Annotated in this window: 29 protein-coding genes; 20 read left to right on the plus strand and 9 right to left on the minus strand. The window is 72.1% G+C overall.

Features of this window, described 5'->3' with window-relative positions:
* Nucleotides 1–39: 39 nt before the first annotated feature.
* Complete coding sequence (locus tag GON04_RS10335; RefSeq protein WP_157397804.1) at nt 40–306, plus strand: cupin domain-containing protein; 267 nt, start codon at nt 40–42, stop codon at nt 304–306.
* Here GON04_RS10335 and GON04_RS10340 read toward each other — a convergent pair.
* Entirely contained in the window at nt 303–566 is a 264-nt protein-coding gene (locus GON04_RS10340) for a hypothetical protein (protein ID WP_157397805.1), read from the minus strand. The two genes, GON04_RS10335 and GON04_RS10340, sit on opposite strands and share 4 nt — an antisense overlap.
* A gap of 202 nt (nt 567–768) precedes the next feature.
* Between GON04_RS10340 and GON04_RS10345 the strand changes: the two genes are divergently transcribed.
* The 4 genes from GON04_RS10345 to GON04_RS10360 all read left to right on the plus strand — a co-directional run bounded on the left by GON04_RS10345 (nt 769) and on the right by GON04_RS10360 (nt 3,267).
* The gene (locus tag GON04_RS10345) at nt 769–1,134 is read left to right on the plus strand and encodes a hypothetical protein (protein WP_157397806.1); all 366 of its coding nucleotides are present in this window, start codon (nt 769–771) and stop codon (nt 1,132–1,134) included.
* 77 nt (nt 1,135–1,211) lie between these two features.
* Nucleotides 1,212–1,400: a CD225/dispanin family protein gene (locus tag GON04_RS10350; RefSeq protein WP_157397807.1), complete on the plus strand. Its 189-nt coding sequence runs from the start codon at nt 1,212–1,214 to the stop codon at nt 1,398–1,400.
* 165 nt (nt 1,401–1,565) lie between these two features.
* A complete protein-coding gene (locus tag GON04_RS10355; protein ID WP_157397808.1) occupies nt 1,566–2,675 on the plus strand; it encodes a helix-turn-helix domain-containing protein in 1,110 nt (369 codons plus the stop codon).
* Nucleotides 2,676–2,829: 154 nt separating this feature from the next.
* The gene (locus tag GON04_RS10360) at nt 2,830–3,267 is read left to right on the plus strand and encodes a hypothetical protein (RefSeq protein ID WP_157397809.1); all 438 of its coding nucleotides are present in this window, start codon (nt 2,830–2,832) and stop codon (nt 3,265–3,267) included.
* A gap of 7 nt (nt 3,268–3,274) precedes the next feature.
* Here the strand turns inward: GON04_RS10360 and GON04_RS10365 are convergent, their stop codons facing one another.
* On the minus strand, nt 3,275–3,727 hold the full coding sequence (locus GON04_RS10365) for a MarR family winged helix-turn-helix transcriptional regulator (RefSeq protein ID WP_157397810.1): 453 nt from the start codon (nt 3,725–3,727) through the stop codon (nt 3,275–3,277).
* Between the two features lie 125 nt (nt 3,728–3,852).
* On the opposite strand from GON04_RS10365, the gene GON04_RS10370 reads away from it, so the two are divergent.
* The 4 genes from GON04_RS10370 (at nt 3,853) to GON04_RS10385 (ending at nt 6,859) form a co-directional block, all read left to right on the plus strand.
* The gene (locus tag GON04_RS10370; RefSeq protein ID WP_157397811.1) at nt 3,853–5,286 is read left to right on the plus strand and encodes an MATE family efflux transporter; all 1,434 of its coding nucleotides are present in this window, start codon (nt 3,853–3,855) and stop codon (nt 5,284–5,286) included.
* A gap of 39 nt (nt 5,287–5,325) precedes the next feature.
* A complete protein-coding gene (locus GON04_RS10375) occupies nt 5,326–6,027 on the plus strand; it encodes an SDR family oxidoreductase (protein ID WP_157397812.1) in 702 nt (233 codons plus the stop codon).
* Nucleotides 6,028–6,064: 37 nt separating this feature from the next.
* On the plus strand, nt 6,065–6,478 hold the full coding sequence (locus tag GON04_RS10380; RefSeq protein ID WP_157397813.1) for an acyl-CoA thioesterase: 414 nt from the start codon (nt 6,065–6,067) through the stop codon (nt 6,476–6,478).
* Between the two features lie 111 nt (nt 6,479–6,589).
* Nucleotides 6,590–6,859, plus strand: coding sequence for a YkvA family protein (locus tag GON04_RS10385; protein WP_157397814.1), 270 nt, complete (start codon nt 6,590–6,592; stop codon nt 6,857–6,859).
* 9 nt (nt 6,860–6,868) lie between these two features.
* Here GON04_RS10385 and GON04_RS10390 read toward each other — a convergent pair whose 3' ends face one another.
* The 5 genes from GON04_RS10390 to xdhC all read right to left on the minus strand — a co-directional run bounded on the left by GON04_RS10390 (nt 6,869) and on the right by xdhC (nt 11,850).
* Nucleotides 6,869–8,191, minus strand: a complete 1,323-nt coding sequence (locus tag GON04_RS10390; RefSeq protein ID WP_157397815.1) for a glycerate kinase type-2 family protein — start codon at nt 8,189–8,191, stop codon at nt 6,869–6,871.
* Nucleotides 8,192–8,234: 43 nt separating this feature from the next.
* Entirely contained in the window at nt 8,235–9,320 is a 1,086-nt protein-coding gene (locus GON04_RS10395) for a tartrate dehydrogenase (RefSeq protein WP_181653985.1), read from the minus strand.
* 66 nt (nt 9,321–9,386) lie between these two features.
* Nucleotides 9,387–9,806: a secondary thiamine-phosphate synthase enzyme YjbQ gene (locus GON04_RS10400; RefSeq protein ID WP_157397817.1), complete on the minus strand. Its 420-nt coding sequence runs from the start codon at nt 9,804–9,806 to the stop codon at nt 9,387–9,389.
* Nucleotides 9,807–9,835: 29 nt separating this feature from the next.
* Nucleotides 9,836–11,035 carry a urate hydroxylase PuuD gene (locus GON04_RS10405; RefSeq protein WP_157397818.1) on the minus strand — a complete coding sequence of 400 codons (1,200 nt, stop codon included), beginning with the start codon at nt 11,033–11,035 and terminating at the stop codon, nt 9,836–9,838.
* Between the two features lie 8 nt (nt 11,036–11,043).
* Nucleotides 11,044–11,850, minus strand: a complete 807-nt coding sequence (gene xdhC, locus GON04_RS10410) for a xanthine dehydrogenase accessory protein XdhC (protein ID WP_157397819.1) — start codon at nt 11,848–11,850, stop codon at nt 11,044–11,046.
* A gap of 149 nt (nt 11,851–11,999) precedes the next feature.
* Here xdhC and GON04_RS10415 point away from each other — a divergent pair, with 149 nt between their 5' ends.
* The gene (locus tag GON04_RS10415) at nt 12,000–12,524 is read left to right on the plus strand and encodes a hypothetical protein (protein WP_157397820.1); all 525 of its coding nucleotides are present in this window, start codon (nt 12,000–12,002) and stop codon (nt 12,522–12,524) included.
* Between the two features lie 82 nt (nt 12,525–12,606).
* Here the strand turns inward: GON04_RS10415 and uraH are convergent, their stop codons facing one another.
* Nucleotides 12,607–12,960, minus strand: a complete 354-nt coding sequence (gene uraH, locus GON04_RS10420) for a hydroxyisourate hydrolase (RefSeq protein WP_157397821.1) — start codon at nt 12,958–12,960, stop codon at nt 12,607–12,609.
* A 64-nt stretch (nt 12,961–13,024) separates the two neighbouring features.
* Here uraH and GON04_RS10425 point away from each other — a divergent pair, with 64 nt between their 5' ends.
* The 4 genes from GON04_RS10425 to GON04_RS10440 are packed head-to-tail and all read left to right on the plus strand — an operon-like array spanning nt 13,025 to nt 17,789.
* The gene (locus tag GON04_RS10425) at nt 13,025–13,696 is read left to right on the plus strand and encodes a GntR family transcriptional regulator (RefSeq protein WP_157397822.1); all 672 of its coding nucleotides are present in this window, start codon (nt 13,025–13,027) and stop codon (nt 13,694–13,696) included.
* 34 nt (nt 13,697–13,730) lie between these two features.
* Entirely contained in the window at nt 13,731–14,708 is a 978-nt protein-coding gene (puuE, locus tag GON04_RS10430; protein WP_181653986.1) for an allantoinase PuuE, read from the plus strand.
* Nucleotides 14,709–14,735: 27 nt separating this feature from the next.
* Complete coding sequence (gene uraD, locus GON04_RS10435) at nt 14,736–16,514, plus strand: 2-oxo-4-hydroxy-4-carboxy-5-ureidoimidazoline decarboxylase (RefSeq protein ID WP_157397823.1); 1,779 nt, start codon at nt 14,736–14,738, stop codon at nt 16,512–16,514.
* A 27-nt stretch (nt 16,515–16,541) separates the two neighbouring features.
* Nucleotides 16,542–17,789: a M20 family metallopeptidase gene (locus GON04_RS10440; RefSeq protein ID WP_157397824.1), complete on the plus strand. Its 1,248-nt coding sequence runs from the start codon at nt 16,542–16,544 to the stop codon at nt 17,787–17,789.
* Nucleotides 17,790–18,037: 248 nt separating this feature from the next.
* Here the strand turns inward: GON04_RS10440 and GON04_RS10445 are convergent, their stop codons facing one another.
* A complete protein-coding gene (locus GON04_RS10445; RefSeq protein ID WP_055891594.1) occupies nt 18,038–18,304 on the minus strand; it encodes a GlsB/YeaQ/YmgE family stress response membrane protein in 267 nt (88 codons plus the stop codon).
* Between the two features lie 331 nt (nt 18,305–18,635).
* Between GON04_RS10445 and GON04_RS10450 the strand changes: the two genes are divergently transcribed.
* The 6 genes from GON04_RS10450 (at nt 18,636) to GON04_RS10475 (ending at nt 23,241) form a co-directional block, all read left to right on the plus strand.
* Nucleotides 18,636–19,670, plus strand: a complete 1,035-nt coding sequence (locus tag GON04_RS10450) for an ABC transporter substrate-binding protein (protein ID WP_157397825.1) — start codon at nt 18,636–18,638, stop codon at nt 19,668–19,670.
* Between the two features lie 84 nt (nt 19,671–19,754).
* A complete protein-coding gene (locus tag GON04_RS10455; protein WP_157397826.1) occupies nt 19,755–20,570 on the plus strand; it encodes an ABC transporter ATP-binding protein in 816 nt (271 codons plus the stop codon).
* Entirely contained in the window at nt 20,567–21,334 is a 768-nt protein-coding gene (locus GON04_RS10460) for an ABC transporter permease (protein WP_157397827.1), read from the plus strand. The genes GON04_RS10455 and GON04_RS10460 overlap by 4 nt, the downstream gene beginning before the upstream one ends.
* A gap of 31 nt (nt 21,335–21,365) precedes the next feature.
* On the plus strand, nt 21,366–22,205 hold the full coding sequence (locus tag GON04_RS10465) for an urease accessory protein UreD (RefSeq protein ID WP_157397828.1): 840 nt from the start codon (nt 21,366–21,368) through the stop codon (nt 22,203–22,205).
* A gap of 133 nt (nt 22,206–22,338) precedes the next feature.
* Complete coding sequence (locus tag GON04_RS10470; RefSeq protein WP_157397829.1) at nt 22,339–22,830, plus strand: hypothetical protein; 492 nt, start codon at nt 22,339–22,341, stop codon at nt 22,828–22,830.
* A 171-nt stretch (nt 22,831–23,001) separates the two neighbouring features.
* On the plus strand, nt 23,002–23,241 hold the full coding sequence (locus GON04_RS10475) for a hypothetical protein (RefSeq protein ID WP_157397830.1): 240 nt from the start codon (nt 23,002–23,004) through the stop codon (nt 23,239–23,241).
* The last annotated feature ends 77 nt before the right edge of the window (nt 23,242–23,318 follow it).

Below are 23,318 nucleotides of genomic sequence, written 5' to 3' on the forward strand. Positions count from 1 at the left end.
CGGGCATCCGAATTCCTCGCCACGTGGAAGAATCCGGCCATGGCCCTCCCCACTTTCGATGAGTTCCGGCGCGCTGCGCTGGCGCGCGGCTTCGACGAGGTGCTCGAGCGGCATTGGGATCCGGGGCAGGTGGTGGCCACGCACAGCCACCCGTTCTTCGCCGATGCGCTGGTCGTGCGGGGCGAGATGTGGCTGGACGAGCGCCACCTGGTCGCCGGCGACACCTTCCAGCTGCCGCCCGGCACGCCGCACGCCGAGCGCTACGGCCCCGAGGGTGCGACCTACTGGGTCGCGCGCCGCAACTAGCGCCCGCGCGGCGGCCGGGCGCGCTGTGCGCGGGCCTGGCGCAGGCCGGCGCCCATCGCCCACACGCCCCAGCACACCAGCGACGCCGCCGCCGTGTAGCCGAACGCGCCGTCGGGCACGAACCAGGCCGACGCGGCCGGCACCAGTTGCGCCGCGACCGCTGCCAGCAGGATGGCGGTGCCCAGGAAGAACAAGGCGAGGCCGCCGCGCACCAGGCGGCGCGGGCTGGCGGCGAAGCAGCGGGTGAGGAAAGCGTGCATGGGTCGATGATGCCGACGCCCGGCCGCGCGGCCACGGTCGAGCCGCTGTGGTGGCGAGCAAAGCGGCCGGGCCGTGCACGGTTGGGCCGGGCGATGCGCACAGGACACAGTCGGTGAAATCCCGCAGGCGCCCTGCCTCGGGGCCTTGTCCTACAGCCCTCCCGCTGAGCCACGCGGAGCATGCGCACGAGGGAGAACCGCCATGGGCACCAGGACGATCGCGAGGACTGCAGACTGGCAGACGCACGAACGGCTGCTCGTGGGCCTGCGCGGCTGGCACATGGCGCTGTGCGCCCTCGAAACCGGCGACGGCAGCGGCGAGTACACCGGCTACTACAAGATCTGCGCCGGGGAGCCGGCCAGCTACTGGGAGGCCGACTGCCTCCTCAAGGGCTGCAGCCAGGTGCCGCGGCGTTCGCCGCGCGACGCCCTGCGCGACGCCGAGGACATGGCCCGGTCGGCCGTCTACCACCTGCCCGCGCCCCGCGCCCTTGCCGCCGTGCGGGCCGCGCGGCCGCTGAACGTGTACGAGCGCCACGACCTGTACGAGCGCACCCGGCGCGTGTGACCGAGTCCGTGCGATCCTCTGTAGATTCAGGGTAAACCCTAGATCCCGCCACCCTCCAGCCCAGCAGCATCCATCCCATGCCCGCAGCCGCCGCCGATTCCGGCTTCCACGACAGCGAATTCGACTGGGATTCCCTCAACGCCACGCGGGCCCAGGCCGACCGCCAGCAGCGCGGGCTGACCGGTATGGACCACCTGGCCTGGGCGGTGCTGGTGCTGCTGACGTTCTGCCCCCCGCTGGGATTCGCCATCGCCTTCTTCTGGTGAACCCGGGCCGCTGACAGCCGCTTGGCCGCGGCCAGCCCATCCGTTTGCGTCGCAGCCCCGGTGGGCCCGAGCGCGCGTTCCCGACCCCGGATCGGGACATACCCCGGACGGCCGAGCACCGCCGCGCGGTAGAGTCGGTTCCAAAGAGCAGGAAGTCCGCGGGGTATGGACGAATACGAAAGAGTTATCGGGCGCCTCTATGGGGCAGGCCTGGGAGAGGACAGCTGGGACGAGGCGCTGGGCGCGGTGGCACGCTCCATCGATGCCTGCGGCCACCTGATCTACGAGTTGCGCGGCGACAACGCCGGAGTGGACTGCGTCATCTCCGAGCAGGGCATCGGACAGGAGGCGCTGGAGCGGTATTTCGCCCGTTTCCTGCCGCGCAACGTCTGGGCTGCGAACCGCTCGACCATGCTGCCCGGTGCGGTGGTCACCTCCTCGATGCTCTACCCGGACCATTTGCTCAAGCGCACCGAGTACTACGCCGACTGGCTGCGCCACGTGCAGGTGTTCCATGCCATCGGCGGCATGGTGGCGCAGGACGCCGAGTCCAGCACCAAGATCACCTTCGTGCGGCCGGAACGGCGCAGGACCTTCGACGTCGACCACCGCCAGACGGTGGAACGCGTGTTTCCGCACCTGCGCGGCGCGCTGGCGACGCGGCGCCGCATCGCCCGGCTCGAGTCGCTGCTCGATCCGCTGCGCGACGCCGTCGACGGGCTCGGGCAAGGCCTGGCGATCGTCGGCGCCGACGGCCAGGTGGTGCACCTGAACCGCTGCGCCCAGGACCTCGTCGACGCCGGCCACCCGGTCGCGGTGCGCCAGGGCGTCTTGCAGTTTCGCGACGGCCGGGTGCAGGGGCAGTTCCTGGCCCGACTGCAAGCCGCCCTGGCCGGCCCGCACCCGGCGGCCGACGCCACCTTCCTGGTGCGCCAGCCGCCTGCGCCGGACCTGCAATGCCTGGTGCTGCCGTTGCCGGCACGCGTCGCCGGTCCCCGCCGCGCCGCGCTGTTCCTGTCGACCAGCGGCGCCGCCGGGGTGCCGGGCCCGGTGCTGCAGTCGCTGTACGGCCTGACCGCCGCCGAGGCCGCCCTGGCCGTCGCGCTGGGCGCGGGGACCATGCTGGAGGCGCATGCCGCCGCCCGGGGCGTGAGCCTGCACACGGTCAAGAGCCAGCTCAAGGCGGTGCTGGCCAAGCTGGGCGTCCACCGCCAGGCCGACGTGGTGCGGGTCGTCAACCGCCTGCTGCAACCCTACGGCACGACGCCGCACTGACCCAGCATCACTCGAACGCGCGATGACGGCGGCCGCCGTCATCGCCAGACTGCCAGGTCGCGATGCAGTCTGATCGTTCCATGGTGTTGTTGCGGTTGTGGGCTTGCGTCCGCCTGCAGGCCCGTCCGGCGGCGGGCTGGCCGGAGGCGCCGCCATGAGTCTGCTGACCCTGCTGGTGCTGGCCTTCTGCACCTGCCTCATCGGCGTGGCCCTGTGGCTGCGCATCAGGGCCCGCGAAGCCTTCCGGCGTGCCGTGCAGTCGCTCGGCGCGCCGGACTTCAGCTACGACGGACCGGATGGCGGCTTCATCGACAGCGGCAGCAGCATCGCCCTGCACACCGGGCGCCGCCTGGTCCACCTGCGCCAGGGCCGCTCCTGGCGGTCGTACCCGCTGGAGGCGGTGCACAGCTGGGCCGCCCCGCCGGTCCCGGGCGATGGTGCGCTGGTGGTCCGGGTCGCCGACCCGGTGCACCCGGAGTGGCGCATCGACATGCCCAGCCTGGAACAGCGCACCTGGTGCGAAATCCTGGAACTGGCCATGCGCCACCCCGGCGTGACCGACAGCCGCCCCAGCAGCACCGATTCGATCTAGCCGCGGTTCAGTGGCCGGCCGGATCCGGGTGGGCCGGCTTCGGGCGGCGTCCCTGCGGCACCGCGCGCAGCAGGCCGCGCATGGCGGTGGCCTCGTCGGCGCCGAAGTGGCGCTCGAAGGCCGCCTGCGCGCGCCGCCAGTGCGGCCGCGCGGCCGCCAGCACGGTCCGTCCCTTGGCCGTGAGCGTCACCACCCGGCGCCGGCGGTCGCCCTCGGCGGCCTCGATCGCCACCAGGCCGTCGCGCTCCAGCGGCGTGACGGTGCGGGTGATGGTGGTGCGATCCATCACCATGGCCTCGGCCAACCCGACGATGCCGAGCGGGCCGCCCCGGTCGAGTTGCGACAGGACGGCGAACTGGGTCGAGCGCAGCCCCACGGCCGCCAGGTGCTCGTCGTAGAGCTGGGTGATCCAGCGTCCGGCCTGCCGGACGGCGGCGCAGTGGCAGACATCGGCGCTCATCGCAACCTCCGCGGATCGGCGGCCCTGATCGCAACCGGGACAAGCAGGAACGTGCACATGCACGTATTATCGCGGCTCGCCGAAACGTGCATATGCACGTACCACAGGAAACCCACGAGACCCGCATGTCCGACGCCGCCGCACCGCCGCCCGCCCTCGACCCCCGCACCCGCCGGCTGCTGGAGGCGCCGCTCCTGCCCACCCTGCTGCGGCTGGGCACGCCCAACGTGCTGGTGCTGGGGGCGCAGGCCGCCGCCGGCCTGATCGAGACCTGGTTCATCGGCAAGCTGGGCGTCGACGCGCTCGGCGGCGTGGCGCTGGTGTTCCCGGTGGTGATGCTGATGCAGATGATGTCGGCCGGCGCCATCGGCGGCGGCATCTCCTCGTCGGTGGCACGCGCGCTCGGCGCCCGCCGGCGTGACGACGCCGACGCGCTGGCGCAGCACGCCGCGTTGCTGTCGGTGGTGTTCGGTCTGGCGTTCACGGCCGCCGCCCTGCTCGGCGGCGAGGCGCTGTACCGGCGCATGGGCGGTGACGGCGCCGTGCTGCAGGTGGCGCTCACCTACTCGGGCTGGGTGTTCGCCGGCGCGGTGCTGATCTGGCTGTTCAACGCGCTGGCCTCGGTGGTGCGCGGCACCGGCAACATGGCGGTGCCGGCGATCGTGACCTGCGTCGGCACGGCGGCGCTGGTGCCGCTGTCGCCGCTGCTGATCTTCGGCTGGGGGCCGCTGCCGGCCCTGGGCGTTGCCGGCGGCGCGCTGGCCCTGCTGCTGTACTACCTGGGCGGCACGCTGTGGCTGGCCTGGTACCTGGCGAGCGGCCGCAGCGTGGTGCGGCCACTCCTGCGGGGCCTGCACCTGCGGCGCGACCTGCTGCTGGACATCCTGCGGGTGGGCGCGGCCGGCGCGGTCTCCACGGTCGCGACCAACGTCGCCATCGCCGTCGCCACCGGCTATGCCGGCGCCCACGGCGCGGCGGCGATCGCCGGCTACGGCACGGCCGCCCGGCTCGAGTACCTGCTGGTGCCGCTGGTGTTCGGCTTCGGCGGCCCGCTGGTCGCCATCGTGGGCACCTGCATGGGTGCGGGCCAGCGCCGCCGTGCGCTGCAGGCGACCTGGACCGGCGCGGCGCTGGCCTTCGTGCTGGCCGAAGGCGTGGGCCTGCTGGCCACCGCCTTCCCCGTCGCCTGGATGGGCCTGTTCAGTCCCGACCCCGATGTCATTGCGGCCGGCAGCCTCTACCTGCGCCTGGTGGGGCCGTTCTACGGCTTCTTCGGCCTCGGCCTGGTGCTCTATTTCGCCTCCCAGGGCGCCGGCCGCCTGCTGTGGCCGGTGCTGGCCAACGTCGTCCGCCTGCTGGTGGCCGCGACCGGCGGCTGGCTCGCGCTGCGCTGGGGCGCCGGCCTGGCCGGCGTGTTCGCCGCCCAGGCCCTGGCCCTGCTCGGTTACGGCGTGCTCAGCGCCGCCGCGATCGCCGGCGGCGCCTGGTTCGGCCCGCTCGGCTGGCCGCGCCGCACCGACGCCCTGCTGCGCCGCCTGCAGGTCCCCGCCGCCCCCTGAATCCTTCCCGATCCGATCCCCTTCCTCCAGGAGTCCAGCATGACCCTCGACAACGCCGTCGTCTTCGTCACCGGTGCCAACCGCGGCATCGGCCTCGCCTTCGCCCAGGCCGCGCTCGCCCGCGGCGCCCGCAAGGTCTACGCGGCCAGCCGCGACCCCGCCAAGGTCACCCTGGCCGGCGTTGAGCCGATCCGGCTGGATGTCACCGACGACGCCGCGGTGGCGGCCGCCGCCGCCCGCTGCGGCGACGTCACGGTGCTGGTCAACAACGCGGGCATCGCGAAGTTCGGCGGCGCCCTGGGCGACGACCCGGTGGCGTCGCTGCAGGCGCAGTTCGACGTCAACGTGCTGGGCATCCTGCGCATGGCCCGGGCCTTCGCGCCCGTGCTGGCGCGCAACGGCGGCGGCGCGATGCTCAACGTGCTGTCGGTGGCCAGCTGGATCAACCGCGGCACGCTCGGCCTGTACGGCACCACCAAGTCGGCCGCCTGGGGCCTGACCAACTCGCTGCGCCACGAACTGCGGCCGCAGGGCACGCAGGTGCTGGCCCTGCACGTGGGCTTCGTCGACACCGACCTCACGCGCGACATCGACGCTCCCAAGTCGTCGGCAGCCGTGGTGGTGGGCCGCGCGCTCGACGCGCTGGAGGCCGGCCAGGAGGAAGTGCTGGCCGACGAGATCAGCCAGCAGGTCAAGCGCGGGCTGTCGGCCGACGCGCCCGTCTACCTGGCGGCCGCCTGACGGCCGCGCGGGCCGCGCCTGGGCCGACAATGCGGCCATGGCCCGAGAGATCATCTACGAACAGCGCGTGGAATTCGGCGACTGCGACCCGGCGCGCATCGTCTGGTTCCCCAACTTCTTCCGCTGGATCGACGCCGCGTCGCGCCACTTCTTCATCGCCTGCGGCGTGCCGAGTTGGACCGAGACCGAGGCCACGCTGGGCGTGATCGGCACCCCGCTGGTGGACACGCATGCCCGCTTCCTCAAGACCGCGACCTACGGCGACACGCTGCAGATCCACGCCTCGATCGCCGAGTGGCGCGGCAAGAGTTTCGTCCAGCGCTACCGGGTCACCCGCGGCGACGAGCTGCTGATGGAGTGCGACGAGGTGCGCATCTTCGCCGGCCGCCGCGCCGACGGCAGCATCCACGCGCTGCCCATCCCGGAGCCGATCCGCGCGCTGTGCACCTGAGCACCGGCGCGCAACCCGTGTAACGCCGCGTTCGCGGGCCCTTGCAAGCGCCGGCATCCGGCGCAACATCGGTGTCGCAGCCCTGCAGCTGCCGACGATGGAGACCGAGGAATGTTCAAACGCCTGAGCCTGCTGTGGACGCTGTTCAAGGGCGATGCGCGCCAGCTGTGGTTCGCGCTGCGCCATCCCGCCGCCCCGGCCTGGCTGAAGGTGGGCACGGCGCTGCTCGTGCTGTACCTGGTCTCGCCGATCGACCTGATCCCCGATGCGATCCCCTTCCTGGGCGCGGTGGACGACATCGTGCTGATCCCGCTGGCGATCCGCTGGCTGCTCAGGCGCCTGCCGCCGCACATCGCGGCCGACGCCGCGCGCCACCGCTGAGCCGGCGGCTCACAGCACCAGCAGGGCGCGGAAGTCGTTGACGTTGGTGTGGGTCGGGCCGGTGACCACCAGGTCGCCCAAGGCGCTGAAGTAGCCGTAGGCGTCGTTGCGGTCCAGGTGCTGGTCGACCTTCAGGCCCTGGCGCGCCGCCCGCGCCAGCGTGTCGGGCGCCACGAAGGCGCCGGCGTTGTCTTCCACGCCGTCGATGCCGTCGGTGTCGGCCGCCAACGCCCAGACGCCGGGCTGCCCCTGCAGGGCCTGCGCCAGGCCGAGGCAGAACTCGCCGGCGCGCCCGCCGCGGCCGCGCGGTGTGCCTTCGGGCTGCTTGCGCACGGTGACGGTGGTCTCGCCGCCGGACAGGATGACGCAGGGCCGCGCGAACGGTTGGCCGCGCCGCGCGACCGCCCGCGCCAGCGCCGCCTGCACCTTGCCCACCTCGCGCGACTCGCCTTCCATCTCGTCGCTCAGGATGTGGGCCTCGATCCCGGCCGCACGCGCCACCTCGGCCGCCGCTTCGAGCGACTGCTGCGGCGTCGCGATCAGGTGGACCGCGTGGCCGGCGAAGGCCGGGTCGCCGGGCTTGGGCGTCTCCAGCGTGCCCTGTTCCAGCCCGGCGCGGATGGTCTCGGGCACGGCGATGCCGTAGCGCCGCAGGATGGCCAGCGCATCGGCGCAGGTGCTCGCATCGGGCACGGTGGGCCCGCTGGCGATGACGGAGGGATCGTCGCCCGGCACGTCGCTAATGGTCAGCGTGACGACGCGCGCCGGCGCGCAGGCGGCGGCGAGCCGGCCGCCCTTGATGCGCGAGAGGTGCTTGCGCACGCAGTTCATCTCGCCGATGTTCGCGCCCGAGTGCAGCAGCTCGCGGTTGATGCGCTGCTTGTCCTCCAGCGACAGGCCCTCGGCCGGCAGCGTGAGCAGCGCCGACCCGCCACCCGAGATCAGGAACAGCACCAGGTCGTCGGCGGTCAGGCCCTGCGTGAGGCCGAGGATGCGCTGCGCGGCGGCCAGCCCCGCCGCATCGGGCACCGGGTGCGAGGCTTCCACCACCTCGATGCGGCTGGCCAGGCCGGCGGGGCGCGGCGGCACATGGTGGTAGCGGGTGACCACCAGGCCCGACAGCGGCGCGTCGGCCGGCCACAGCGCCTCGACCGCCTGCGCCATCGCGCCGCCGGCCTTGCCGGCACCCAGCACCAGCGTGCGGCCACGCGGCGGCGCCGGCAGGAACGGCGCCGTGCCGTGCAGCGGCAGGGCTCGCCGCACGGCGGCCTGGTACAGGTGCTCGAGGAAGGCGCGCGGGTCGGTGTGCGGGGACGGTGGTGCGGAGGGCATCCGCCGATTGTGCAGCGGGCCCGGCGCCGCGAGCGATCCGTTCTCAGGCCGCGGCCGTTGCCGGTTCGCGAAGGCGGCGGCACACGGCCTCGGTCACCTGCGCGGTGGTGGCCTGGCCGCCGAGGTCGCCGGTGTGCAGCCGCGGATCGGCCGTCACGGCCTCGACGGCGCGCATCAGCCGCTGGGCCGCGGCGGTCTCGCCGAGGTGCTCGAGCAGCATGACGCAGCTCCAGAAGGTGCCGACCGGGTTGGCCAGGCCCTTGCCCATGATGTCGAACGCCGAGCCGTGGATCGGCTCGAACATGCTGGGGTAGCGCCGCTCGGGGTCGATGTTGCCGGTGGGCGCGATGCCCAGGCTGCCGGCCAGCGCCGCCGCCAGGTCGCTCAGCACGTCGGCGTGCAGGTTGGTCGCCACCAGCGTGTCGAGCGAGGCCGGCCGGTTGACCATGCGCGCCGTGCAGGCGTCGACCAGTTCCTTGTCCCAGCGCACGTCGGGGAACTCGCGGCTGATCTGCAGCGCGATCTCGTCCCACATCACCATGCCGTGGCGCTGCGCGTTCGACTTGGTGACCACGGTGAGCTGCTTGCGCGGGCGCGACTGCGCCAGCCGGAACGCGAACCGCATGATGCGCTCGACCCCGGCGCGGGTGAGGATGCTGACGTCGGTGGCGACCTCGATCGGGTGGCCCTGGTGCGCGCGGCCGCCGACGCCGGCGTACTCGCCCTCGGAGTTCTCGCGCACGATCACCCAATCCAGGTCCCTGGGTGTGCAGCGCTTGAGCGGCCCGTCGATGCCCGGCAGGATGCGCGTGGGCCGCACGTTGGCGTACTGGTCGAAGCCCTGGCAGATCTTCAGCCGCAGTCCCCACAGCGTGACGTGGTCGGGGATCTGCGGGTCGCCGGCCGATCCGAACAGGATGGCATCGGCGCCGCGCAGGGCGTCCAGGCCGTCGGCCGGCATCATCTCGCCGTGGGCGCGGTACCAGTCACCGCCCCAGCCGAACGACTGGAAGCTGAACGACAGGCCGTCCTGCGAGGCCGCCAGCGCTTCGAGCGCCTGCTGGCCCGCCGGGACGACTTCCTTGCCGATTCCGTCTCCGGGAATGCAGGCGATCTTGTAGTGGGGCACGGGAACCTCCTGGGTTGCGCAAGGGGCGCAGTCTAGGCGCAAACCATGGCCGCGCTGCCCGGGGAATCACCCGCCCAGGAGGGTGACCACCACGGTGCGCCGCTGCGGCTGGGTGCGGTGCTCCCACAGGTACAGGCCCTGCCAGGTGCCCAGCAGCAGGCGCCCGCCACCAACCGGCAGCGACAGCGCGCAGCCGGTCAGCACCGAGCGCGCATGCGCCGCCATGTCGTCCGGCCCTTCGGTGTCGTGGCGCCAGGCCGGGTCGCCGTCGGGCGCCAGCCGCGCCAGCACCGTCTCGAGGTCGTGCCGCACGTCGGGGTCGGCGTTCTCGGTGAGCACCAGCGAGCAGCTGGTGTGCTGCACGAACACATGGGCGATGCCGGTGGTGATGCCCGACTGCTCGACGGCGTCGGCCACCGCGTCGGTGATGGAGCGGGTGCCGCGGCCGGAGGTCGCGATGGCGAGGGTGGACTGGTGGGCAACCATGCGGACGATTGTCCGGCCGCCCGCGCTGCTCAGTCGACCCGGGCGCCCTGCTGGAACCACTGGCCGAGGGTGGCGCGCTCGGCCTCGGTGATGCCGGTGGCATTGTTCATCGGCATCAGCCGGGCCACCACCGCCTGCTGGTAGACGTTGGCGGCGTGCTGCCTGAGCGCCTCCGGCGTGTCCAGCCGCACGTTCTTCATCTGCAGCTGCGCGCCGTGGCACATGTAGCAGCGCTGCTCCAGGATGGGCCGCACCTGGGCATAGCCCACCGCCTGCGGCCGGGCCGTCGCCGCGGCCTGCGGCGCGGGCGTCAGCCAGACGACGGTGGCGGCGACCAGCGCCAGGCCGGCCAGCGCATAGGGCAGCGGGTTGCCGTGCCGCCCCAGCTTCCAGCCATGGCGCAGCACGAAGAACTGGCGGATGGCGGCGCCGGCGGCCATGAGCAGCACCAGCACCAGCCAGTTGCGCGGGTGCGACCAGAGGAAGCTGTAGTGGTTGGACAGCATGGCCACCAGCACCGGCAGCGTGAAGTAGGTGTTGTGCACGCTGCGCTGCTTGCCGCGCTGGCCGTGGATGGGATCCACCGGCTGGCCGGCCTGGATGGCCCGCACCATCTTGCGCTGGCCGGGGATGATCCACATCCCCACGTTGGCCGTCATGGCGGTGGCGACCATGGCGCCGGTGAGCAGGAAGGCGGCGCGGCCCGGGAACAGCTGGCAGGCCAGCCAGGCCGCCACGCCCACCAGCAGCGCCACCAGCGCCCCGACCCAGGTGTCGCCGTTCGGCCGGCCCTCGAACACCCGGCAGATGGCGTCGTAGGCGAGCCAGAACACCACCAGGAAGGCGAGCGCCGCCGCCACCGCGGCACCGGGCGACCAGTCCATCAGCTGGCGGTCGACCAGGTAGGTGCCGGCGTTCCACAGGTACGACACCGTGAGCAGCGCGAAGCCCGACATCCAGGTGGTGTAGGCCTCCCAGTAGAACCAGTGCAGGTGCTCCGGCAGCCTGGGCGGCGCCAGCGCGAACTTGACCGGGTGGTAGAAGCCGCCGCCGTGCACCGCCCACAGTTCGCCGCTGACGCCCTGGCGCTTCAGGTCCTCGTCCTGCGGCGGCGTGAGGCTGGAGTCCAGGAACACGAAGTAGAACGAGGAGCCGATCCAGGCGATGGCGGTGATGACGTGCAGCCAGCGCAGCAGCAGGTTGGTCCAGTCGAGGAGATAGCTTTCCATGGGTGTGTTCAGGTCCCGGCGTCGAACGCCTGCAGGAGTTGTGCCACCGCGCTGGCGGCGATGACGGCGGGTTGCTTGCCGGTGATGCCGGGCACGCCGATCGGGCAACGCACGGCGTCCAGGTCGGCCGCCTGCCAGCCGCGTTGCTCCAGCCGGTGGCGGAAGGTGGCCCACTTGGTGCGGCTGCCGATCAGGCCCACGAACGGCAGGTCGGCCCGCTCGCGCCGGCGCTGCAGGCAGGCCGCGACCACGTCCAGGTCCTCGGCGTGGCTGAAGCTCATGACCAGCACGGCGCTGCCCGGCGCCAGGCCGGCCACCGCGCCATGCACCGGGTCGGAGTGTTCGCACTGCACGTTGGCCGGCACGTCGTCCGGGAAGATCTCGTCGCGGCTGTCGATCCAGGTGAGCGCGAACGGCAGGTCGGCGGCCGCGCGCACGATCGCCCGCCCCACATGGCCGCCGCCGAACAGGGCCACCGGGTGGACCGGGATGGCCAGCCGCGGCGCGAGCAGCGGCGCGTCGGCCGGCGCCACGCGCTCGTAGTGCAGGTGCACGACGCCGCCGCAGCACTGGCCCAGGCTGGGGCCGAGCGCATAGCGGCGCGTCTGCGGCGGCGCTGGCGGGCCCGCCAGCAGGTCGCGGGCGGCGGCGATGGCGTCGAACTCGAGCCGGCCGCCACCGATCGTGCCGGCGACGGCGTGCGCCGCGACCAGCATCCAGGCGCCGGCCTCGCGCGGACCGGAGCCCTGCACGGCCTCGACGGTGACGAGCACCGCCTCGCCGCCCGCCGCCAGCACGCGCGCCCAGTCGCTCATGCATCCACCCCGGGACGTGACGAAAGGCAACAACCGAACTCAGCTGTTAACCAGGTCATCCGGACATCCACCGTGGTCGTTGGCTCAGCAGGCGGCGAAGATCGCCGCCAACGGGCCGCAGTCACCAGGCCCTTCGAGGAGGAGATCGCATGTCCCAATCCGCTCCGCGCCGCCGCGCGGCCTGGCTGCTGCCGGCCAGCGCCGTCGCCGCCCTGCTGGCCGCCTGCACGTCCGCCCCGGTGCCGCCCGAACCGGCGCCACCGCCCGTCGTCGCGCCGGCTGCCCCGGCGGAGCCGGTCGTGGTGGCGCCGCCGGCCCCCAGCAAGGTGCGCGTGTCGGCCGCCGGCAGTGCCCGGGCCTACCGCCAGGATGCCGCCAGCCACCTGTACGGCCTCAACAAGGAGCGCATCTACAAGGGCCGGATGCCGCCCCTGCTGTACGCCATCGGGGTGCTGCAGGTCGAGGTCGACCGGCAAGGCGACGTGCGCTCCGTCAGCTGGATGCGCGCGCCCAGGCATGCGCCGGAAGTCATGGCCGAGATCGAGCGCACCGTGCGCTCCGCCGCGCCCTTTCCGGTGCCGGCCCGCATGGGCCACGTGGTCTACACCGACACCTGGCTGTGGCACAAGAGCGGCCGCTTCCAGCTCGACACCCTGACCGAAGGGCAGGACTAGCCGCCCCCCGCCGCCGTGGGCGCCCTGCCCGCGGCAGCGGCGGATGGCTCGCGGGCGCGGCCCGTCATGGCGCTGTCTCACCTCAGGAGCCGCGGTAGGTCGAATAGCTCCAGGGGCTGGCCAGCAGGGGCACGTGGTAGTGCTCCTGCGGGCGGGCGATGCCGAAGTCCAGCGTCACCTGGTCGAGGAAGGCCGGCTCGGGCAGCGTGACGCCCCGGGCGCGGAAATAGGCCGCCACCTCGAACACCAGCCGGTAGCGGCCGGCCTGCAACTCACCGTCGCGGTACAGCGGGCCGTCGGGGCTGCGCCCGTCGCGGTCCAGCACGAAACGGCGCACCAGGCTCGCCTGGCCATCCGCGACGGTGTACAGCGCCACCGCCATGCCGGCGGCCGGCGTGCCATGCATCGTGTCGAGGACGTGGGTGCTCAGGCCCATGGGTGACTCCTGGTTGGTCGACAAGAGTGTATACACTTTTGCCGGAGCCGCTATCATCCCCGGCATGGAGCCGACCACCACTGCCGTCATCGCCCGCGAGCTGACCCAGGCCATCGCCGGGCACCGCCTGCAGCCGGGCACCAAGCTGGCGGAGCAGAAGCTGGCCGACCATTTCGGCGTCTCGCGCACCCTGGTGCGGCAGGCCCTGCACCAGCTGGCCCAGAACCGGCTGGTGCGGCTGGAACCGGCGCGCGGCGCCTTCGTGGCCGCCCCCACGGTCGAGGAAGCGCGCCAGGTGTTCGCGGTGCGCCGCATGCTGGAGGCCGAGATGGCGCGCAGCTTCGCCCGCGAGGCGACGCCGGCGCGCGTGCGGGCCCTGCGCGAGCACGTGGCGCGCGAGAAGGCGGCGCTCGACGACGCCAATGCCACCGAGAGCATCGAGTTGCTGGGCGACTTCCACGTGCGCATGGCACGGCTGCTGGGCAACGAGGTGCTGGCCCAGATCCTGCAGGACCTGATCTCCCGCAGCTCGCTCATCACGCTCATGTACCAGCGCGCCGGCGCCGCCGAGCATTCCCAGGAGGAACACGTCGAGATCGTGCGCGCCCTGGCCGCCCGCGACGGCGACCGCGCCGCCGAGCTGATGGACGACCACCTGCGCAACGTCGAGGCCAGCCTGGCGTTCGACCGCCCGCCGCCCACCCACGACATCGCCCTGGCGCTGGCCGCCGCATGACGCCCATCGGCCCCGCACCGCACCCGAGGACCCCGTGAGTACCTCCTACGACAGCACCGCGCCCTACCCGCGCGACCTGGTCGGCTACGGCCGCAACCCGCCCCGCGCCGACTGGCCGGGCAAGGCCCGCATCGCGGTGCAGTTCGTCCTGAACTACGAAGAAGGCGGCGAGAACGCCGTGCTGCATGGCGACGCGGGCTCCGAGCAGTTCCTGTCCGAGATGTTCAACCCGGCCAGCTACCCGGCCCGGCACCTGAGCATGGAGGGCATCTACGAGTACGGCTCGCGCGCCGGCGTGTGGCGCATCCTGCGCGAGTTCGAGCGGCGCCAGCTGCCTCTCACCGTATTCGGCGTCGGCATGGCGCTGCAGCGCCACCCCGAACTCGCCACCGCCTTCGTCGAGCTGGGCCACGAGATCGCCAGCCACGGCTGGCGCTGGATCCACTACCAGGACGTCGACAAGGCGACCGAGCGCGAGCACATGCGGCTGGCCATCCGCGCCATCGAGCAGCTCACCGGGCAGCGCCACGGCAGCCCGGGCGCCATCCACGGCGCCGGCTGGTACACCGGGCGCGACAGCCCCAACACCCGCCGCTTGGTGGTCGACGACGGCGGCTTCGAGTACGACAGCGACTACTACGGCGACGACCTGCCGTTCTGGATCAAGGTGCGCCGCTCCGACGGCACCCCGGCCGCCCACCTGGTGGTGCCGTACACGCTGGATACCAACGACATGCGGTTCTCGCTGCCGCAGGGGTTCGCGCAGGCGGAGGACTTCTTCGTCTACCTGCGCGACACCTTCGACGCCCTGTACGCCGAAGGCGACCCGAACGGGCTGGACCGGCCCAAGATGATGAGCGTGGGCATGCACTGCCGCCTGCTCGGGCGGCCCGGGCGCATCGTCGCCCTGCAGAAGTTCCTCGACCACATCGAGAAGCACCAGCACGTGTGGGTCTGCCGCCGCATCGACCTGGCACGCCACTGGCGACTGATCCACCCGTTCGCGGGCTGAGCGCTCCCCTTCACGGATTCCGAACCCATGGCCATCACCCTGGACCAACTCAACGCCGCGTCCGCCGACGAGGCCGCGCAACTGCTCGACGGCCTGTACGAGCACTCGCCCTGGATCGCACGGGAGGCGCTGGCGCAGCGGCCGTTCCGTTCGCTGGCGCACCTGAAGCAGGCGATGGCGGCCGTCGTCGCGCAGGCCGGCGTGGAGAAACAGCTCGCGCTGCTGCGGGCCCACCCCGAACTGGCCGGCAAGGCCATGGTGGCCAACAGCCTTACCGCCGAATCCACCCACGAGCAGGGCAAGGCCGGCCTGGCCGACTGCACGCCGCAGGAGTTCGCCACCATCCAGCAGCTGAACGCCGACTACAACGCCCGGTTCGGCTTTCCCTTCATCCTGGCCGTGCGCGGCCCGCGCGGCACCGGGCTGTCGCGCGCCGCCATCATCGAGACCTTCGCGCGCCGGCTGGCCAACCCGGTCGAGGCCGAACGCGAGGAGTGCCTGCGCAACGTGCACCGGGTGGTCGAGCTGCGCGTCAACGACAAGTTCGGCGTCGCGCCGGCCGAGGGCGAGCAGGTCTGGGACCAGCTCGAGCGGCTGGCACAGCACAGCGACCCGGGCTTCGCCGAGAAGGGCCAGCTCACCGTCACCTACCTCACCGACGCCCACCGCGCGGCAGCCCGGCAGATCGAGCAGGACATGCGCGGGGCGGGCTTCGACGAGGTGGCGGTCGACGCGGTCGGCAACGTGGTGGGCCTGTACCGCGGCACCGGTGACCGCCGCCTGCTCACCGGCTCGCACTACGACACGGTGCGCAACGGCGGCAAGTACGACGGCCGGCTGGGCATCTATGTGCCGATCGCCTGCGTGCGCGCGCTCGCGGCGCAGGGCCGGCGCCTGCCCTTCGGCCTGGAGGTGGTGGGGTTCGCGGAGGAGGAAGGCCAGCGCTACAAGGCCACCTTCCTGGGCTCGGGCGCCCTCATCGGCGGCTTCGATCCGGCCTGGCTGGACCAGAAGGACGCCGACGGCACCAGCATGCGCGAGGCCATGCAGCACGCCGGGCTGCCCGCCACCCTGGAGGCCATCCGGGCGCTGCGTCGCGACCCGGCGGCCTACCTCGGTTTCGTCGAGGTCCACATCGAGCAGGGACCGGTGCTGCACGAGATGGACCTGCCGCTGGGCGTGGTCACGTCCATCAACGGCGGCGTGCGCTACCTGTGCGAGGTGACCGGCATGGCCAGCCACGCCGGCACCACGCCCATGGGCCGGCGGCGCGATGCGGCGGTGGCGGTCGCCGAACTGGCCCTGTTCGTCGAGCAGCGCGCCGCGCGCGACGGCGACTCGGTGGGCACCATCGGCATCCTGAACGTGCCGGGCGGCTCCACCAACGTGGTGCCCGGGCGCTGCCAGTTCACGCTCGACCTGCGCGCGCCCAGCGATCCGCAGCGCGATGCGCTGGTGGCCGACGTGCTGGCGCAGCTGCAGGCGATCTGCGACCGGCGCGGCGTGCGCGCCAGCACCGAGCAGACCATGCGGGCCGCCGCCGCGCCGAGCCATCCGCAGTGGCAGGCCCGCTGGGAGCGTGCGGTGCAGGCCCTGGGCGTGCCGCTGCACCGCATGCCCAGCGGCGCCGGCCACGATGCGATGAAGCTGCACGAGGTCATGCCGCAGGCCATGCTGTTCGTGCGCGGCCAGAACGCCGGCATCAGCCACAACCCGCTGGAGAGCACGACCGCCGACGACATCGACCTGGCGGTGCGCGCGCTGCGCCACCTGCTGGACCAGCTCGCCAGTGACACCCCCGCCTGACCGGCGCCCCCGATCGCCCCCGCCGCCATGACCGACCACGACCGCCTCGACGCCTGGATCGACGCCCACTTCAACGAGGAGGTGCGCTTCCTGCAGGAGTTGGTGCGGGTGCCCACCGACACCCCGCCCGGGAACAACGCCCCGCACGCGGAGCGGACCGCCGAACTGCTGCACGCGTTCGGCTTCGCCGCCGAGAAGCACCCGGTGCCGGCCGCCGACGTGCGCGCCTACGGCCTGGAGTCGATCACCAACCTGGTGGTGCGCCGACGCTACGGCGACGGGCCGGTGATCGCGTTGAACGCGCACGGCGACGTGGTGCCGCCCGGCGAGGGCTGGTCCCACGACCCGTATGGCGGCACCGTCGACGGCGGCTTCCTCTATGGCCGCGCGGCGGCGGTGAGCAAGTGCGACTTCGCCACCTTCAGCTACGCGGTGCGCGCGCTGGAGTCGCTGGGTGCGACCCTGCGCGGCGGGGTGGAGCTGCACTTCACCTACGACGAGGAGTTCGGCGGCGAGATGGGGCCGGGCTGGCTGCTGCGCCATGGCATCACCAAGCCCGACCTGATGCTGGCCGCCGGTTTCAGCTACCAGGTGGTGGTGGCGCACAACGGCTGCCTGCAGCTGGAAGTGACCGTGCAGGGGGAGATGAGCCACGCCGCCATCCCGGACAGCGGCACCGACGCCCTGCAGGGCGCCACCCACATCCTGCAGGCGCTGTACGCACTCAACCGCGACTACCTGCAGGTGCGCTCCAGCGTCGAGGGCATCACGCACCCCTACCTGAACGTCGGCTGGATCGCCGGTGGCACCAACACCAACGTCATCCCCGGCAAGGTGGTGTTCAAGCTCGACCGCCGCATGATCCCGGAGGAAGACCCGGCGCAGGTGGAGGCGTTGTTGCGCGCCACCATCGCGGCGGCCGCTGCGTCGTTCGATCCGCCGCGCGGCCGCAAGACCCTGCAGGTCGATGTCCGGCGGCTGCTGCTGGCCCGGGCCATGGTGCCGCTGCCCGGCAACCAGCCGCTGGTGCAGGCCCTGCAGCGCCACGGCCAGGCCGTCTTCGGCGAGCCGATCCCGGCGCTGGGGACGCCGCTGTACACCGATGTGCGGCTGTACACCGAGGCCGGCATCCCGGGCGTCATCTACGGCGCCGGCCCGCGCACGGTGCTCGAGTCCAACGCCAAGCGGGCCGACGAGCGCATCGCGCTGGACGACCTGCGCCGCGCCACCAAGGTGGTCGCGCGCGTGCTGCTGGACTTGCTCGGTAATGGCTGAAGAGGAGGTGTCCGGATCCGCAGGGCCAGATCGGATCCGGACGGGCTTGCGGGTCGGGCCCGCAACGTGGGGCAGGGATTGGCTGCCCCATGCAACAACGCCGGCCGCTGCCGCCAGAGCGCGCAACAACCGACCGCTTGCACTTGCCGTCGCAGACGGCACTGCGGTCGCGCCAATAGCATGCAGCGCGACCTCCCATTGAACGAAGCCGGGCTCCGCCCGGCTTCGTTCAACTAGCCAATAGCGACTTAGCGCACCCGACCGCGACGGAACAGGTTGACGATGGCCAGCAGGATGACGGCGCCGACCAGCGAGACCAGCACGGAGCCGATGCTGATGCCTTCGTTGATGGTCGGCACACCGACCATCGGCGAAATCACCCAGCCGCCGATGAAGGCGCCGACGATACCGACGATCACGTTCAGCAGGATGCCCTGCTGGCCGTCCGTCCGCATGATGAGACTGGCCAGCCAGCCGACGATTCCACCCACGATCAGCCAAATCAAAAAGCCCATGACTAACTCCTTGTGCCGCGAACGGCGTCTTGTTGCGTGCTGCCGGGCCCCAGGAAGGTCCCGACCCCCTGCCACCCCAAATCCCGGCAGCCGGTGCACGCAATATGGTCGCGCCGCCCTAGCGCAGGCGTAGTCGGCGACACAGGCTCACCGTGCGGGGCCATCCAGCCGGGGCGTCGGACAACCCCTACTTGCGTTCGGCGTTTCACCAGCCCGGCCGGGGCGGGGTATTTCCGGGGGAACGCTGACGGAGGGCCAACGACAATCCGCCTGAGGCACCCTTCTTGCTAACAGGCATGCCGCACCCCAGCCCATCCGACCCGACACGACCATGAAAAAAAGACACTTCCTCCAGGCCGTCGCCGCCACCACGCTCGCCGCCGGCATGGCACCTGCGTTCGCGCAGGCCGTGACCCCGCTGAAGTTCCAGCTCGACTGGCGCTTCGAAGGCCCGGCGGCGCTGTTCCTGACGCCGGCGGCCAAGGGCTACTTCAAGGAGGCCAAGCTCGACGTCACCATCGACGCCGGCAACGGCTCCGGCGGCACCGTCACCCGGGTGGCCTCGGGCACCTATGACATCGGCTTCGCCGACCTGGCCGCGCTGATGGAATTCCACGCCAACAATCCCGACGCGCCGAACAAGCCGGTGGCGGTGATGATGGTCTACAACAACACGCCGGCCTCGGTGATGGCGCTCAAGAAGTCGGGCATCAAGACGCCGGCCGACCTGAACGGCAAGAAGATGGGTGCCCCGGTGTTCGACGCCGGCCGCCGCGCCTTCCCGATCTTCGCCAAGGCCAACAACATCGGCAACGTGGCCTGGACCGCGATGGACCCGCCGCTGCGCGAGACCATGCTGGCGCGCGGGGACATCGACGCCATCACCGGCTTCACCTTCACCTCGCTGCTCAACCTGGAGGCGCGCGGCGTCAAGGCCGACGACGTCGTGGTGCTGCAGTACCCCGACTACGGCGTGAAGCTGTACGGCAACGTGATCATCGTCTCGCCCAAGCTGATCCGCGAGAACCCGCAGGCGATCAAGGCCTTCCTGGGCGCCTTCGCCAAGGGCGTGAAGGACGTGCTGGCCAACCCGGCGGCGGCCATCGCCGACGTCAAGGCGCGCGACGGCATCATCAACACCGAGCTCGAGACGCGCCGCCTGAAGCTGTGCCTCGACACGGTGGTCAACAGCGCCGACGCCCGCGCCGAGGGCTTCGGCCAGGTCAACCCCGGCCGCCTGTCGCTGATGGCCTCGCAGGTGTCCGACGCCTTCAACACCAAGACCCGCGTCAACCCGGACGCGATCTGGAACGCCTCGTTCCTGCCCTCGAAGGCGGATCTGAACGTGCTGACGGCGAAGAAATAAGGGTCTGCGTCCGGCAGCGGGCTTGGCGCGCGGGTCGGGAGCCCGCGGCGCGCCCTGCTGCACGCCGCTCGCGCAACGCTCACCATGAATTCCTTCGTCGATTTCCGGGACGTCTGGCTCGCCTACAACGAGGAGCTGCTGGCCCAGAACCATTTCGCGGTCGAGGCCATCGACCTGCAGGTGCACCAGGGCGAATTCATCGCCATCGTCGGCCCCTCGGGCTGCGGCAAGTCCACCTTCATGAAGCTGGCCACCGGGCTGCGCATGCCCAGCACGGGCCGCATCCTCATCGACGGCCAGCCGGTCACCGGGCCGCTCAAGATCTCCGGCATGGCATTCCAGGCGCCCTCGCTGCTGCCCTGGCGCACCACGGTCGACAACGTGCTGCTGCCGCTGGAGATCGTCGAGCCGCACCGCAGCCAGTTCAAGCAGCGCCGCGACGAGTACCAGCAGCGGGCCCGCCAGCTGCTGCAGAAGGTCGGCCTGGGCGGCTACGAGGACAAGTTCCCGTGGCAGCTGTCGGGCGGCATGCAGCAGCGCGCCAGCATCTGCCGCGCGCTGATCCACGAACCCAAGATGCTGCTGCTCGACGAGCCGTTCGGCGCGCTCGACGCGTTCACGCGCGAGGAGCTGTGGTGCATCCTGCGCGACCTGTGGACCGAGCGGAAGTTCAACGTCATCCTGGTCACCCACGACCTGCGCGAATCGGTGTTCCTGGCCGACACCGTCTACGTCATGAGCAAGAGCCCGGGCCGCTTCGTCGTGCGGCGGCAGATCGACCTGCCGCGCCCGCGCGAGCTGGAGGTCACCTACACCAAGGAGTTCACCGACATCGTGCTGGAACTGCGCGGGCACATCGGCGCCATCCGCCGCACCGGCGACGCGGCGGTGGCGCCATGACGTCCCGCCGCCTGGAGACCTGGTCGCCCTGGATCCTGCTGGTGGCCGTCATCCTGCTGTGGCAGGTCGTGTGTTCCGCCTTCCAGGTGTCGGAGTTCATCTTCCCCAGCCCGCTGCGCATCTGGACCCAGCTGGTGGAGTTCAAGGGCGTCATCGCCGCCCATGCCTGGCGCACCTTCTGGGTCACGCTGGCGGGCTTCGGGCTGGCCATCGTCGTCGGCGTGCTGCTCGGGTTCCTGATCGGCAGCTCGCGCCTCGCCTATGCGGCCGTGTACCCGCTCATGACCGCGTTCAACGCGCTGCCCAAGGCGGCCTTCGTGCCGATCCTGGTGGTGTGGTTCGGCATCGGCGTCGGCCCGGCCGTGCTCACCGCCTTCCTGATCTCCTTCTTCCCCATCATGGTCAACATCGCCACCGGCCTGGCGACGCTGGAGCCCGAGCTGGAGGACGTGCTGCGGGTGCTGGGCGCCAAGCGCTGGGACGTGCTGGTGAAGGTGGGCCTGCCGCGCTCGATGCCGTACTTCTACGGCTCGCTCAAGGTGGCCATCACGCTGGCCTTCGTCGGCACCACCGTCTCGGAGATGACGGCGGCCAACGAGGGCATCGGCTACCTGCTCATCTCGGCCGGCTCGGCGATGCAGATGGGCCTGGCGTTTGCCGGCCTGGTGGTGGTGGGCGCGATGGCGATGCTGATGTACGAGCTGTTCAGCTACATCGAGCGCCACACCACGGCCTGGGCGCACCGCGGCTCGCAGGGCCAATGAACCGTCCGGCCGCCCGGGCGCCAGCCGCCGCATGACCGGCGCGGGCTGGCACGCGCGGCTGCGCCTGCAACTGGCGCTCGAGGGCGGCCGCAGCGTGGCGCGCTTCGAGCACGACGGCCCGCTGCGCGTGCTGCAGACCCTCTACCCCGAGGGCGACGCGGTCTGCCACAACGTGCTGGTGCACCCCCCCGGCGGCCTGGTCGGCGGGGACGTGCTGGACATCGCGGTGGAGGTCGGCGCCGGTGCGCACGGGCTTGTCACCACGCCCGGCGCGGCGCGCTTTTACCGCTCGGACGGTGCCGCCGCCGTGCAGCGCACGCGGCTGCGCCTGGAGGCCGGTGCACGCTTCGAGTGGCTGCCGCTGGAGACGCTCTGCTACAGCGGCTGCCTGGCCGAGAACCGGCTCCAGCTGTCGCTGGCGCCCGGCGCCGAACTGCTGGCGTGGGACATCACGGCGCTGGGCCTGCCCGCGTCGGGCCAGCCGTTTGTGGCCGGCAGAGTGCTGCAGGAGCTGGCACTGGAGCAGGCCTGGCTCGAACGCGGGCGCATCGCCGGCGCCAACCGGCGCCTGATGGACGGCCCGCTCGGCCTGGCCGGCCACCGCTGCGTGGCCACGCTGGTGCTGGCCGCCGGCGACGAACTCACACGGACGCGCCGCGAGCTGGCGCTGGACAGCGCGCGCGAGGTGCTGCAGGGGCATGCCCTGGCCGCGACCGCGGGCGCCACCAGCCCGTGCGGACAGGCGGTGGTGGTGCGGGTGCTGGCGCCCCTGGTCGAGCCGGCGATGGACCTGCTGCGCCAGGTGCGCGCGGCCTGGCGGCAGCAGCTGTGGCAGCTCGAGCCCACCGTGCCGCGCCTGTGGGCGCTGTAGCGGCACCGGGCGCTGCCAGCAGCCTCCTACGGTCCACGGCGCCGTGCGCCGCCGCCGGCGCTGCCGTTCCTCCGGCAACGCCGGGATGGCCGGCTGCCTAGAGTGGATCCATCGTGATTCGCAGGAGCTCCCCATGACATTGCGACGACACCTGCGGCGCCCGCGCCGCAGCCTGCTGTCCTTCGGTGGCGCCGCGCTGCTGGCCATGACCGCGGCCACCGCACAGGTTGCCGGCACGCCGACCGGCGCCACCGGCATCGACGCCTCCGGCAACTACCAGCAGGAAGTGCAGGCCTGCACCGAAGGCCGCAGCCAACAGGACCGTGAGACCTGCCTGCGCGAGGCCCGCAATGCCCGCGCCGACAGGCAGCAAGGCCAGGCCGCCCCGGCGCCGAGCACCCTCGAAGCCAACGCGCGGGCCCGCTGCGACGCCCTGTCGGGCGAGGACAAGTCGGCCTGCGAGGCCCGCGTGCTGGGCTACGGCAACACCAGCGGCAGCGTCGCCGGCGGCGGTGTGCTGCGCGAGGTCGAGACGGTCGTGCCACCGCCGGGCAACACCGAACTGCGCGTCGAACCCAAGACGCAGGGCGCACCGGTGGTCGTGGTCCCGCCGGCCACCCGCTGAACCCCCTCCGGCCACCCGCCCCTCCGCCACCCGCCCAATCAATCGGGTGGCGGCATCGCCCGCCGCGCCGTAACGGCGCGTAGACAGGGCCGCGTCCTACAGGGACGATGAGCATCTCCGCTAGCCTTGCAGCGTGCGCGGCTTGTGCAGCGCGTCACCCACGGAGAGCCCATGAACGAGCAGACTCCCGCCATCGACCCGGGCCCGGCCCAGGCCCGCCATGGCTACCGCAACGAAGTGAACTGGGAAGGTGGCTCCGGCCGCCAGCCGTATGGCAACCAGTGGTCCGGCAACCAGGGGCGGCGCGCCATGCCGAACCCGGCGGCCGGCGGCGAAACCGCGGATGGGAACCGCCGCGAGCGCTCGGGGCGGACCCAGGAGCAGCTCGGGCAGATCCAGCGCAAGCCCTGACGGGCCTGCGCGGGGCGTCAGATGACGTGGAACAGCATCAGCAGCACGACCACGAACAGCGGGACGCCGAGAAGCCA

This window comes from Ramlibacter pinisoli, assembly GCF_009758015.1.
Lineage (GTDB): Bacteria > Pseudomonadota > Gammaproteobacteria > Burkholderiales > Burkholderiaceae_C > Ramlibacter > Ramlibacter pinisoli.